10 protein-coding genes are annotated in these 12963 nt (G+C 72.8%); 1 reads left to right on the top strand and 9 read right to left on the bottom strand.

Annotated elements, in window-relative coordinates:
- From QFZ82_RS25805 to QFZ82_RS25780, 6 genes are all read right to left on the bottom strand, one after another.
- Nucleotides 1–459: a hypothetical protein gene (locus QFZ82_RS25805; RefSeq protein WP_307715426.1), complete on the bottom strand. Its 459-nt coding sequence runs from the start codon at nucleotides 457–459 to the stop codon at nucleotides 1–3.
- A gap of 38 nt (nucleotides 460–497) precedes the next feature.
- Complete coding sequence (locus tag QFZ82_RS25800; RefSeq protein ID WP_307715425.1) at nucleotides 498–1028, bottom strand: MarR family winged helix-turn-helix transcriptional regulator; 531 nt, start codon at nucleotides 1026–1028, stop codon at nucleotides 498–500.
- 105 nt (nucleotides 1029–1133) lie between these two features.
- Nucleotides 1134–1607, bottom strand: coding sequence for a DUF1772 domain-containing protein (locus tag QFZ82_RS25795; RefSeq protein ID WP_307715424.1), 474 nt, complete (start codon nucleotides 1605–1607; stop codon nucleotides 1134–1136).
- A 106-nt stretch (nucleotides 1608–1713) separates the two neighbouring features.
- The gene (locus tag QFZ82_RS25790; protein ID WP_307715423.1) at nucleotides 1714–3315 is read right to left on the bottom strand and encodes a von Willebrand factor type A domain-containing protein; all 1602 of its coding nucleotides are present in this window, start codon (nucleotides 3313–3315) and stop codon (nucleotides 1714–1716) included.
- 121 nt (nucleotides 3316–3436) lie between these two features.
- A complete protein-coding gene (locus QFZ82_RS25785; protein WP_307715422.1) occupies nucleotides 3437–4312 on the bottom strand; it encodes an ABC transporter permease in 876 nt (291 codons plus the stop codon).
- The gene (locus QFZ82_RS25780; RefSeq protein WP_307715421.1) at nucleotides 4309–7080 is read right to left on the bottom strand and encodes an alpha/beta fold hydrolase; all 2772 of its coding nucleotides are present in this window, start codon (nucleotides 7078–7080) and stop codon (nucleotides 4309–4311) included. Before QFZ82_RS25780 ends, QFZ82_RS25785 begins: the two co-directional genes overlap by 4 nt.
- Before the next feature lie 314 nt (nucleotides 7081–7394).
- On the opposite strand from QFZ82_RS25780, the gene QFZ82_RS25775 reads away from it, so the two are divergent.
- Nucleotides 7395–8585 carry a S8 family peptidase gene (locus tag QFZ82_RS25775; RefSeq protein ID WP_373429323.1) on the top strand — a complete coding sequence of 397 codons (1191 nt, stop codon included), beginning with the start codon at nucleotides 7395–7397 and terminating at the stop codon, nucleotides 8583–8585.
- A 70-nt stretch (nucleotides 8586–8655) separates the two neighbouring features.
- On the opposite strand, the gene mmsA is transcribed toward QFZ82_RS25775, so the two are convergent.
- Genes mmsA through iolB form a run of 3 tightly spaced genes read right to left on the bottom strand, consistent with a single transcriptional unit; the run spans nucleotide 8656 to nucleotide 12955 of the window.
- Entirely contained in the window at nucleotides 8656–10158 is a 1503-nt protein-coding gene (gene mmsA / locus QFZ82_RS25770) for a CoA-acylating methylmalonate-semialdehyde dehydrogenase (protein ID WP_307715419.1), read from the bottom strand.
- Between the two features lie 14 nt (nucleotides 10159–10172).
- Nucleotides 10173–12044 carry a 3D-(3,5/4)-trihydroxycyclohexane-1,2-dione acylhydrolase (decyclizing) gene (iolD, locus tag QFZ82_RS25765; RefSeq protein ID WP_307715418.1) on the bottom strand — a complete coding sequence of 624 codons (1872 nt, stop codon included), beginning with the start codon at nucleotides 12042–12044 and terminating at the stop codon, nucleotides 10173–10175.
- Complete coding sequence (gene iolB / locus QFZ82_RS25760; protein ID WP_307715417.1) at nucleotides 12041–12955, bottom strand: 5-deoxy-glucuronate isomerase; 915 nt, start codon at nucleotides 12953–12955, stop codon at nucleotides 12041–12043. The genes iolD and iolB overlap by 4 nt, the downstream gene beginning before the upstream one ends.
- Nucleotides 12956–12963 lie beyond the last annotated feature (8 nt).

Below are 12963 nucleotides of genomic sequence, written 5' to 3'. Positions count from 1 at the left end.
TCAGTCGGCTTCTTCGTCTTCTTCAACTCCGTTGGAGTGAGCTTCGATCCACTTATCGATCACGGCCTGCTTGTCCTGCGACCACGGGCCGCGAAGTTCAAGGCGATCTCCTCCCAACTCGATCGAAACTGACGCCAGCATGCGGCGCTTCAGGCAGAAGACGGTGGCGTTGATTACCCGCCCAACAGGCCAGCGTAAGGAGCGATTTGGATCGCCAGCGTCAACAGCTCGCCAAGGGGCGTTGTCGTTCGCCGTCGCCTCGACCCTGATCGCCCGCGTGCTGTACGAGGCGGTCGGCGCCCCCGCACTGGGCGGCGCCTGCGCGACCGCGGCCTTCAACGTGGGCCCGTCGCTCGGCCCGTCGCTCGGCGGGGCCGCGATCGGGGCCGGCTTCGGCTGCCGCTCACCCCTGTGGGGCAGCGCCCTGCTGGTGGCCGCGGCGTTCGTCACCGCGCTCACCGCCATGTGCGTGGCCCGCGCGGGCGCCGCGGCCGGCGTCAGCGGTGGCCGCCCTGGGGCATGTCCGACCAGCCCAGCGGATACAGCTCCGCCTCGCGGCCCCCGACGGCGGGTTCCGCGCCCGCCTCGGTGAACGCCCCCAGTGCGTCGACGAGTGCCGCTCGCTGCTGCGGGTCGAGCCGGGACACGATCGCGGCGATCTCCTCGCGGCGGCGGCCGGTGACGTCCTCGACGATGCGCCGGCCGTCGTCCGTCAGCCGCAGCACGGTCTCGCGGCGGTTGTCGGGGTTGACCTGCCGGTCCGCCAGACCGGCGGCGATCAGCCGGTCCATCATCCGCAGCGCGGTCGACGGGTTCACCCCGAGCCGCTCGGCCAGGACGACGAGCTTCGCGGGCCCCTCCGTGGACAGCACGACCAGGAGCCGGAACTGGGGCAGCGTGACCCGGTCCTCCACGGCGGCCAGCGAGCGGGCGGAGACCGCGACGAGGAGCCTTGACGCGGTGAGCACCGCGCGGGTCACGGCGTCGACGTCGTCCATGTCCCCTGCGGACCGCGCTGGTTGGTTCATGCCATCTTTCTACCGCGCGGTCCCGGCCGCGCCATCGCCGGTCCCCGGTCAGGCGCGGGACGCGGACTCCGGGCCGGCCTGCTTCCGCGGCGTCGGGCCCGATGGCTAGGGGAGTGCGGCGCACACCAGCAGGACGAAGGCCGCCAGCGTCAGGAGCGTACGGACCAGGTGCAGCCGGTTCCACCGGGTCTCGAAAGCCGCGCGGACCCGGCTGTCGGACACGGGCGGGGTGGCGTTCTCGGATGCGGCGAGCGCGTTGTTGAGGGGGATGTTGCCGGCGACGGTGACGAGGTGGTTGAGGACGGCGCAGACGAGCCCGGCGACGATCAGCCACCGCTCGGTGGCGGTGCGGCCCTCGACGGGGACGGCGAGCGCGGCGGCCGGGAACGCGACGATCGCGACGAAGACGAGGAGGAAGACCGCCCGCGGCACGGTCTCGTTGACGCGGCGCATCGCGGCCACGAACTGCTCGTCGGACAACCTGGCGAAGCCGGGCATGATGCCGGTCAGGAAGATGAGCATGAAGCCCGCGTACAGACCGGTGGAGATGACGGCGAGGGCGAGCAGGAGGGTCGGCATGGGCCACATCATGGCGCGGCGGGGTGGGCGGTGCAGCCGAGTGGACGCTCCCGCGCCCCTCGCCGGCCCCGCCGCCCCTTCCCTCGGCCCTTCAGGCGCTCCGCCGTCAGCCCTTCAGGCGCACGGCCCGGCCGATCGCGTCCGCCAGCTCACGCACGGCCGTGTCCTCCGTCGAGTCCGCCAGCGCCCGTGCCCGGTCGCGCAGTTGGGCAAGGCCGGGTGAGCCCGGCACGGAGCCGTCGCGCAGTTCGTCGGCGAAGTACGCCGCCACGGCCGTCACCTGCAGCCGCTTGGACGCCGTGTCCCACAGCGCCCCGTCGATCGCGCCGGTCTCCACCGAGCCCGACCGCTCGTGCGGCGCCCGCGTCGCGGGGTCGAGCCAGCGCACGGTCGCCGTGGCGACATGGCCGCTCGCGCCCTCCCGGAGGCATACGGCGTACAGCGCGGTCACCGTGTGGCCGGGGCCGACCTCGCCGCCGTCGACGCGGTCGTCGCGGAAGTCCTCGTCCGCGACGGCCCGGTTCTCGTAGCCGATGAGCCGGAACTGCTTGACGGTCTGCGGGTCGAAGGCGACCTGGGCCTTGGCGTCGCGGGCGCGCAGCTCCACGTGCGCGGGCAGCTGGTCGACGAAGACCTTCCTCGCCTCCTCCTCGTCGGAGACGTACGTCGTGTGCCCGTCGCCCTTGTCGGCGAGGCGTTCCATCAGCGCGTCGCCGTAGTCGCTGCCGACACCGACGCCGAAGAGGGTGATGCCGTGCTCGCGGCGGGCGTCGTCGATGCGGTCGAGGATCGCGTCGGCCTCCGTCCGCCCGGTGTTGGCGAGCGCGTCGGAGAGCAGCACGACCCGGTTGGTGGCGCCCTTCCTGCGGCCCTCGACGGCCACCTCGTAGCCGGTGGTGACCCCGGCCTCCACGTTGGTCGAGTCGGTGGGCTCCAGCTCGTCGACGATGTCGTGGATCCGGTCGCGGTTGCCGTCCAGCCGCGTCATGGGCAGCCGGGTCTCCGCCTCGTCGCTGAAGGTGACGACGGCGATCGAGTCGTCGTCGCGCAGCTGGTCGGTGAGGGTGCCGAGCGACTTCTTGACGAGGTCCAGGCGGCCGGGCTCGGACATCGAGCCGGAGATGTCGATGACGAACGTGAGCGCGGCGGGCGGCCGTTCGCTCGTGCGCGCGGGCGCGGCCGTGGACAGTCCCACGCGGACCAGCGACCAGTCCTCGCCGCCGCCGTCCCCGTGCACCTCTCCCTCCGGGGCCTGCGGCCGCGCGCCGTCGACGGTGACGGAGAAACCGTTGCCCTCGGGGCGTTCGTAGTCCTGGCGGAAGCTGTTGACGAACTCCTCGGGCCGCACCTCGTTCGCCTGCGGCAGCCGCCCCTCCTTCAGGGTGCGGCGGGCGTAGCCGTAGGAGGCGGTGTCGACGTCGAGGGCGAATGTGGACAGGTAGTCCGCGGGCGGTGCGGACTCGCGCACCTTGTCCGCCTCTCCCTCGGCGGCTCCCTCGCCCGGCGCGCCCTGGCCGCCGTCGGGGACGGCCGGGGCGGGCAGCGCGCCGTCCGGCCTGCGGCTGTCGGCCTGGTCGGTGGCGATGTTCCCGGAGCCGGAGCAGGCCGACGTCAGCAGCACGCCGCCGGCCAGCACGGCGACGACCGCCGCCCTGGCCGCCCGTCCGCCCCTTCTCCCCCGGGAACTGCCCCATGCAGTGAACGTCATCCGGTTCTCCCCCTCGCATCGAACGGCACTTGTGAATGTGACGTCCGAGACCGCCGGAAGGAGCAGACGAAGGGGTTGCGGAAGGATCTCAATGCGGCAACGGCGCAGGGCCGGCGGACCCCTACGACACGATGTCCTTGCGGGAGAAGTTCCGGAAGGCGAGCGCGAACAGCACCAGCGCGTACGTGAGGGACACGGACGCCCCCTTCACCATGCCCGTCCACTCCAGCTGTGGCTGGAGCGCGTCGATCCAGGCGAACTGCCAGTGCGCGGGGAGCACTTCGCGCCAGCCGCCCAGCGCCGTGACGGCGTCCAGCACATTGCCGATGATGGTCAGACCGACCGCGCCGCCGACCGCGCCGAGCGGTGCGTCGGTCTTGGTGGAGAGCCAGAACGCCAGGCCCGCCGTGACCAGTTGGGAGACGAAGACGAACGCCACCACGAGCCCCAGCCGCCCCAGTGACGTCCCGGCGCCGAGCGATCCGCCCGTGGGCAGTTCGAGGGGCCCCCAGCCGTAGGCGACCGTGCCCGCCACCAGCGCCACCAGCGGCAGCAGCACCATCGCCGCCGCGCTGAAGCCGAGCGCCACGGCGAGCTTGGACCACAGCAGACGCGTCCGGGGCACGGGGGCGGCGAGCAGGTAGCGCAGCGACGACCAGCTCGCCTCCGAGGCGACGGTGTCGCCGTGGAACAGCGCCACGGGCACCACCAGCAGGAAGCCCGCCGAGACGAACAGGCAGGTGGCGGCGAAGTTGGCGCCGGACGCGGTCGCCGTGTCCATCAGGGTGATGCGGCCGTTGTCGCGGCCGTCCGGGCTGCCGCCGATCGCGAACGCCGCGATGAGGACGAACGGCAGCGCGGCCAGGATCCCGGCCATCACCAGGGTCCGGCGCCGCCTCAGCTGCCGGACCGCCTCCACCCGCAGGGGCAGGGTGCGTCCGGCCCGGTAGCCGGGGGCCGACCCGACGGGCGTGGCGTCTTGCACGGGCGCGCTCATGCCGAGCCTCCGATCAGGGTGAGGAACGCGTCCTCCAGGCGGCGGTGCGGTCCGACGCCCGTCAACGGCACGTCCAGACGGACCAGTTCGGTGATCATCGCCGTGGCGCTCGCGCCGTCCAGCCGTACGAGCAGGCCCTCGTCCGTGCGCACGGCCGAGCCGATGCCCGGCAGCGCGGCGATCTTCTCGACGACCGGTTCGGGCACCTCGCCCGCCGTGGTGACGAGAAGGGTGTCGCTCTCGCCGGTGATCTCGGCGACGGGACCGGCCTGTACGAGCCGGCCGCGGTCCATGACGACGAGGTGGGTGCAGGACTGCTCGACCTCCGACAGGAGGTGGCTGGAGACGATGACGGTCCGGCCCCCGGCCGCGTACCGGATCATCACGTCCCGCATCTCGCGGATCTGCGGCGGGTCCAGCCCGTTGGTCGGCTCGTCGAGGATCAGCAGATCCGGCAGGCCGAGCATGGCCTGGGCGATGGCGAGACGCTGTCGCATGCCCTGGGAGTAGGTGCGTACGGCGCGGGCCAGCGCGTCACCGAGGCCGGCGATCTCCAGCGCCTCCTCGATGTGCGCGTCGGCGGCCGGGCGGCCGGTCGCCCGCCAGTACAGCTCCAGGTTCTCGCGGCCCGACAGGTGCGGCAGGAAACCCGCGCCCTCGACGAACGCGCCGACCCGGGAGAGCACGGGGGCGCCGGGCCTGATGGCGTGGCCGAAGACGCGGATCTCGCCGTCGTCGGGCCGGATCAGGCCCATCAGCATGCGCAGGGTGGTCGTCTTGCCGGCGCCGTTGGGCCCGAGCAGTCCGAGCACCTGGCCCTTCTCGACGCGGAAGGAGAGGTCCCGTACGGCGTACCGGTCCGCGGACTTCGCGTAGCGCTTGGTCAGTCCGGTGATCTCCAGCGGTACGCCGGCGCGCTCCGGGTCGGGCGCCGGTGCGACGGCCCGGCGGCGGGCGGTGAACAGCAGGGCAGCCGCGACAAGGGCTCCGGCGGCCGGCAGCGCCCACACCCACCAGGGCAGACCGGCGGCCTGGGTGCGCACGGCGGGGGCCGTGGGCACGGTGAGCGCTCCGGCGAGCGAGACGGTGTACGTGGCCGGTTCGTCCGGGGAGGCGTAGCCGAGGTCGGTCGCGGACAGGACGAGACGCAGCCGGTGTCCCGCGTCGACCTCGTGGTCCACGGCGGGCAGGGTGAGGGTCACCTTCTGCGCCCGCGCGGCGTCCTCGACCCGGACGGGCGCGACGAGCTGGGCGGGCAGCACCTGCTGCCTGCCGTCGGGCCCGACGTCGTACACCTTCCCGAACAGCACGGCGTCGCCCCGGTCGGCGGCCACCTCGACGGTGACCTGCGGGGAGCCGGTGATCCGGGTGGCGCGGCCCAGCGGCGCGGAGGTGAAGCTCGCGAACTGGCCGGGGAAGTCGAGGGAGAGTCCGACGCCCAGCGACGACAGCGATCCGGCCCCGCCGCCGAGTCCGGGGACGGCGGAGATGGCGGGCGGGTTGGCGCCCGCCGGGTTGGCGATGCGCTGTTCGGGTCCGGAGAGCGGGAACGTGCGGGGGCCGCTCGTGAGGCCCGGGTAGCGGTCCGCGGTCGCGCCGCGCAGCAGTGCCTGCCCGTCGGTCGAGTCGACGCCTCCGGTGCGGCTGACGCGGAAGGCGGGCCCGGTGTCCGCGCCCTTGTCCTGCCCCAGGTACCGGTCGAACCAGGCGGTGATCCGCGCTTCCACGCGGCTCGTCTCACGGTCTCCGCCGTCGTGCCCGCCGGCGGTCCAGTCGACCGCGACGGGTGCGCCGTTGCCGCTGACGGCCCGGGCCATGGCGTCGGCCTGGGAGAGCGTGAAAAGCGAGTCGGACTGGCCCTGGACGATGAGCGCGGGAACCGCGATCCGGTCCGCCACCGCCGAGGGGCTGCGCTCCTCGAGGAGCGCCCGGGCCTCGGCGTCGGGCTTCCCGGCGACGGCGAGGCGCTCGTACATGGCGCACAGCCGCGGCTCGAAGCGGCCGCAGCCGGCCGGGTTCACGGGGCCGGCGGCGCTGCGGCCGCCGGGGGCGTCCGCGGCGCCCTGCTCGCCGGCCTCGCCCGCGGGGGCCTCCCCGGCGGGCGGCGGGGCCACTCGCCGGCCGGGGTCGGGTGCCGACCCGGTGGAGAAGAAGATGCCGGCCCACAGCTTCTTGAACACGTCGTCGGGGAACAGGGCCTCGGCGAGGTTCCAGTACGTGATCCGGGGGGCGATGGCGTCGACGCGCTTGTCGTACCCGGCGCCGAGCAGCGAGATCGCGCCGCCGTACGAGGAGCCGGTGATGCCGACGCGCGGGTCGCCGTCCTCGTCGAGCCGCACCTCGGGCCGCCGCGCCAGCCAGTCGATCAGCCGGGAGACGTCCTTGACCTCCTTTTGGGGGTCGTTGATGCCGATGCGTCCGGTGGACTTCCCGAAGCCGCGTGCCGACCAGGTCAGGACGGCGTACCCGTCCTGGGCCAGCTTCTCCGCCTGGGCCCGTACGTCCTCCTTGCTGCCCCCGAAGCCGTGGCCGATGAGCACGGCGGGCCGGCGCCCGTCACCGCCGGCGGTGAAGTACGAGGTGTCGATCTGCGCCCCGGGCATGTCCAGCGCCCGGTCCTCGCGGTGCACGGCGGGCGGGCCGTCGTCGGCGACCGCGGTCCAGGTGCCCGCGCCCGCGAGGACGGCGAAGGCCGCGACACCCGCGAGCCATCGGCCGCGTGGTCCGGTCCTGAGCCGGCCCAGGGACCGGGGAAGTCGGATCTCCATGGGGAAAACCCTAAGCGGACAGCCTGTGCGAGCTCGGCTGCCGCCAGGCGGAACTCACGGACCTTCCTGAGGAGTACGCGGCTGGTCCGCGTACACCGGACGCGGTACGAGCACCGGACATTCCGGGCACGAGACAGGGGTACACAAGACCCACACTTACTGACTGGTAGTCAGATCCCTTTGTTCATGCGGGGCCATCCACCTCCCGCTCCCTTGTGTCGCAGGTCACGTCACACGACTCTGGTGGACGGAACCGCACGTCCTGGCACCATGCACGCCCGTACTTGCCCGTAACCGGTCAACGAAAGGTACAGGTGCACGAGATGGGACCCACTGCCCGTCGCGCGGCGGCGCTGATATCAGCAGTCGCCGCCGCGACCGGTCTCCAGTTCGCCATATCCCCCACCGCGCAGAGCGTGACCCTCGGCGATCTTCGTCTCGCCCCCACTGCAACCGCCGTACACAACAGCTGGATCGTCGTCCTGAAGGACGGCAGCACACGTGCCGCCGATCTCGGCGTCACGCCCAAGCACACCTACCGCAGCGTCCTGAGCGGTTTCTCCGCCTCCATGTCCGTGGAGAAGGCCAAGGAGCTCGCGGCCGACCCGCGGGTGGCGTACGTCGAGCAGAACTCGATCGTCCGCCTCAACGAGACCCAGCCGAACGCCACCTGGGGCATCGACCGCATCGACCAGCGCAGCCTGCCGCTGTCGAAGACATATACGTACAACACGACCGCGTCGACCGTGAACGCGTACATCATCGACACCGGAATCCGGACCTCGCACAGCGAGTTCGGCGGACGCGCACGCGTCGGCACGGACACGGTGGGCGGCGGCCAGAACGGCCAGGACTGCCAGGGCCACGGCACGCACGTGGCGGGAACGGTCGGCGGCAGGACCTACGGCGTCGCCAAGAACGTCAACCTGGTCGCCGTACGCGTCCTGGACTGCAACGGCTCCGGCACCACCGCCGGTGTGATCGCGGGCGTCGACTGGGTGACCGCCAACGCCAGGAAGCCGGCCGTCGCCAACATGAGCCTCGGCGGCTCGGTGAACACCTCGCTCGACAACGCGGTGAAGAAGTCGATCGCCTCCGGCGTCAGCTACTCCATCGCCGCGGGCAACGGCCTTCCCGTCCTGGGCCTGCCGGCCGACGCCTGCAACTACTCGCCCGCCCGCGTCCCCGAGGCGATCACGGTCGGCGCGACGGACAACGCGGACCGCCGGGCGTCGTTCTCCAACTACGGCACCTGCCTGGACCTGTTCGCACCGGGCGTGTCCATCACCTCGGCGTGGAAGGACAACGACACCGCCACGAACACCATCTCGGGCACGTCGATGGCGGCCCCGCACACCACGGGCGCGGCCGCGCTCTACCTGTCCACCCACCCCACGGCGACCCCGGCCCAGGTCAGGGACGCCCTGGTCGCCAACGCGACCAGCGGCAAGGTCCAGAACGCGCTCACGGGCTCCCCGAACAAGCTGCTGTACTCGCTGTTCTAGGCGCGCCCTGAACGAGCCGTAAGCACACCGAGGGCGGGCCCGGCGACGGGCCCGCCCTCGGTGCTGTGCGTCAGTGGTTGCGCGGGAAGCCCAGGTCCACGCCCGCCGGGGCGTCGGCCGGGTCCGGCCAGCGGGTGGTGACGACCTTGCCGCGGGTGTAGAAGTGCACGCCGTCGTTGCCGTAGATGTGGTGGTCGCCGAAGAGCGAGTCCTTCCAGCCGCCGAAGCTGTGGTAGCCGACGGGGACCGGGATCGGCACGTTGACGCCGACCATGCCGGCCTCGATCTCCAGCTGGAAGCGGCGGGCCGCGCCGCCGTCACGGGTGAAGATCGCGGTGCCGTTGCCGAACGGCGAGGCGTTGATCAGCGCCACGCCCTCCTCGTACGTCTCTGCGCGCAGCACGCACAGCACCGGACCGAAGATCTCGTCGCGGTAGGCGTCGGAGTCGGTGGAGACCTTGTCGAGCAGGGACAGGCCGATCCAGTGGCCGTCCTCGAAGCCGTCTACGCGCAAGCCCGTGCCGTCGAGGACGACCTCGGCGCCCTGGTCGGCGGCGCCCTTGACGTAGGAGGCGACCTTGTCGCGGTGGGCGGCGGTGATGAGCGGGCCCATCTCGGAGGCGGGGTCGTTGCCGGGGCCGATCTTGATCTTCTCGGCGCGCTCGCGGATCTTCTCGACCAGCTCGTCGCCGACCGCGCCGACGGCGACCACCGCGGAGATCGCCATGCAGCGCTCGCCCGCCGAGCCGTACGCGGCCGACACCGCGGCGTCGGCCGCCGCGTCCAGGTCCGCGTCCGGCAGGACCAGCATGTGGTTCTTCGCGCCGCCGAGCGCCTGGACGCGCTTGCCGTTGGCGGAGGCGGTGGTGTGGATGTAGCGGGCGATCGGGGTGGAGCCGACGAAGGAGACCGCGGCCACGTCGGGGTGCGCGAGCAGCGCGTCGACCGCGACCTTGTCGCCGTGGACGACGTTCAGCACGCCGTCGGGCAGGCCGGCCTCGGCGGCGAGCTCCGCGAGCAGGTTCGCGGCGGACGGGTCCTTCTCGCTGGGCTTGAGGACGAAGGTGTTTCCGCAGGCGATCGCCAGCGGGAACATCCACATCGGCACCATCGCCGGGAAGTTGAACGGCGTGATGCCGGCGACGACGCCGAGCGGCTGGCGGATGGCGGCGACGTCGACACGGTGGGAGACCTGGGTCGACAGTTCGCCCTTGAGCTGGGTGGTGATGCCGCAGGCCAGCTCGACGATCTCCAGACCGCGGGCCACCTCGCCCAGTGCGTCCGAGTGGACCTTGCCGTGCTCGGCGGTGATCAGGGCGGCGATGTCGTCGCGGCGGGCGTCGAGCAGCGCACGGTACCGGAACAGAACCGCAGTGCGCTGCGCCAGCGACGACGTGCCCCACGTCGCGTACGCCTGACTGGCCGCGGAGACGGCCGCGTCGACCTCCTCCACGGAGGCCAGGGCGACCCGGGTCGTGACCTCTCCCGTCGCCGGGTCGGTCACCGGGCCCCAGTTGCCGGACGCACCCTCGACGGTCTTGCCACCGATCCAGTGGTTGACGGTCTTCGTCATGGCGAAAAACTCCTTCAGAGATGGCGGCGTCGGGATGCGACTTGCCGGTCGTACTCCTCCCGGGCCGAGGCCGCCGACGGGCGGGTCGCGGTCTCGGCCACCGGAACATCCCACCACGCCTGTGCCCCGGGCGCGCCCGACACAATGTCTGCCGTTCCGGTCTCCACGTAGACACATGTGGGGGCGTCCGCCGCCCGTGCCTCGGCCAGTGCTTCGCGCAGGTCACGCACCGTTCTGGCGCGGATCACCCGCATGCCCAGCGACTCGGCGTTCGCCGCCAGGTCGACGGGCAGCGGCGGTCCGGTGTACGTGCGGCCGGGGCCTGTCCGCTGCCGGTAGTCCGTGCCGAAGCGCTCGGCGCCGACCGTCTCGGACAGGCCTCCGATGGACGCGTACCCGTGGTTCTGCAGGATCACCATCCGGATCGGGACGCCCTCCTGCACGGCGGTGACGATCTCGGTGGGGTTCATCAGATACGTGCCGTCGCCCACCAGCGCCCAGACCGGGCGTCCCGGTGCGGCCATCGCCACGCCGATCGCGGCCGGGATCTCGTAGCCCATGCAGGAGTAGCCGTATTCGACGTGGTACTGGTCGGCGGAGCGGGTGCGCCACAGCTTGTGCAGATCGCCCGGGAGGGAGCCGGCGGCGTTGATCAGGATGTCGTCCTCGGTCACGAGGGCGTCCAGGGCGCCGAGGACCTGGGGCTGGGTGGGCGCCGCGTCCTCGTCACCCGCCGCGTACGCGGCGTCGACCCGTTGCTCCCAGCGCTCCTTCCCCCGCGCGTACTCCTTCTCGTACGCCGCGTCCACGCGGTGGCCCGCGAGGGCGGCGGCCAGCTCGGCGAGTGCGGCGCGGGCGTCGGCGACGAGTGCGAGGCCGGACATCTTGTGGGCGTCGAAGGCGGCGACGGAGATGTTGACGAAGCGGACGCCGGGGGCGGCGAAGAGGGTCGAGGACGCGGTGGTGAAGTCGGTCCAGCGGGTGCCGACGCCGATCACCAGGTCGGCGGTGCGGGCCAGGTCGTCGGCGGTGGCGGTGCCGGTGTGGCCGATGCCGCCGATGTCGCAGGGATGGTCGTGGGGCAGCGATCCCTTGCCCGCCTGGGTGGAGGCGACGGGGATGCCGGTGGCGTCGGCGAGCGCGCGCAGCGCCTGCTCGGCCTCGCTGTGGCGGACGCCGCCGCCCGCCACGATCAGCGGCCGGCGTGCGCGGCGCACCGCGTCCGCGGCCTGCGCGAGCGCGTCCGTGTCGGGGCGGGGGCGGCGCACGTGCCACACCCGGTCGGTGAAGAACTCCTCCGGCCAGTCGTACGCCTCCGCCTGCACGTCCTGCGGCAGCGCGAGCGTGACGGCGCCGGTCTGCGCGGGGTCGCTGAGGACGCGCATCGCCTGGAGCGCGGCCGGGACCAGGGCCTCGGGGCGGGTGACCCGGTCGAACCAGCGGGAGACGGGGCGCAGGCAGTCGTTGACCGACACGTCGCCCGCGTACGGCACTTCGAGCTGCTGGAGCACGGGGTCGGCGGGCCGGGTGGCGAAGACGTCGCCGGGCAGCAGGAGGACCGGCAGGTGGTTGACGGTGGCGAGCGCGGCGCCGGTGACCAGGTTCGTGGCGCCGGGGCCGATGGAGGTGGTGACCGCGTGCGCGGACAGCCTGCGGGACTGGCGGGCGTAGCCGACGGCGGCGTGCACCATGGACTGCTCGTTGCGGCCCTGGACGAAGGGCATGTCCGCGCAGGACTCGACGAGGGCCTGGCCGATGCCCGCCACGTTGCCGTGCCCGAAGATGCCCCAGGTGGCGGCGATCAGCCGTCGGCGGCGGCCGTCGCGCTCGGTGTACTGGTGGGACAGGAAGCGCACCAGAGCCTGGGCCGTGGTCAGCCGCGTCATCGGTAACCCTCCGCGTGGTCGGGGTGGAAGCGGATCAGCCATTCCCTCTCGGCGGCCGGTCCCGCCATCACGTTGAGGTAGTACATGGCGTGGCCCGGCTCAGCGACGGACGGCCCGTGCCAGCCGTCGGGGACGAGGACCGCGTCGCCGCTGCGGACCTCGGCGAGCACATCGGCGCCACCGGGACGCGAGGGCGACACCCGCTGGAAGCCGACGCCGCCGCCGTCGATCTCGAAGTAGTAGATCTCCTCGAGCTCGCTCTCCTCGCCGGGGACCCGCTCGTCGTGCTTGTGCGGCGGGTAGGAGGACCAGTTGCCGCCGGGGGTGAGCACCTCGACGGCGATCAGCCGGTCGCAGGCGAACGCGCCGGCCGCCGCGAAGTTGCGCACTTCGCGGGCCTGGATCCCGCTGCCGCGGGCCTCGACGGGTACCTCCGGCGCGGGGCCGTAGCGAGCGGGGAGTCGGCGCTCGCACCTCGCTCCTGCCAGGGCGAAGCGGCCTCCCGCGCCGGAGGCGATCTGGGCATGGGCGTCTCTCGGCACGTACGCGAAGTCGCTCACTCCGCCGAACACGCCGTCCCGCCCCTGCAGTTCAAAGATCTCGCCTTGCGTCTGCACCGTGCAACCGCCGCTGAGGGGCAGCACGATCCATTCGCTGTCGCCGGTGGTGAGCGGATGCGAACCGCCCGGTTCCAGCTCCAGCACGCGCAGCTGGGAATAGCCCCAGCCGGCCTGCTCGGGGGTGATGCTCAGGGCGTACGGTCCGTGGGCGGCGCTGCCCGCGGGGACGTGCAGGCCGGGCAGCTTGCCGGCCGTCGTCCCGCCGCCGCGCGGTGTGCCGTTGCGCGGTGCGGCGCCGGCGCCCGGCGCGCCCTCGTGGGGTGTGCCCCGGTGCGGTTGGTCGTGGCTCATGCTTTCTC

The sequence above is a fragment of the Streptomyces sp. V4I23 genome (assembly GCF_030817975.1).
Classification (GTDB): Bacteria; Actinomycetota; Actinomycetes; order Streptomycetales; family Streptomycetaceae; genus Streptomyces.
Note: the sequence above shows the minus strand (reverse complement) of the source record. Positions and strands in the feature narration are given on the sequence as shown.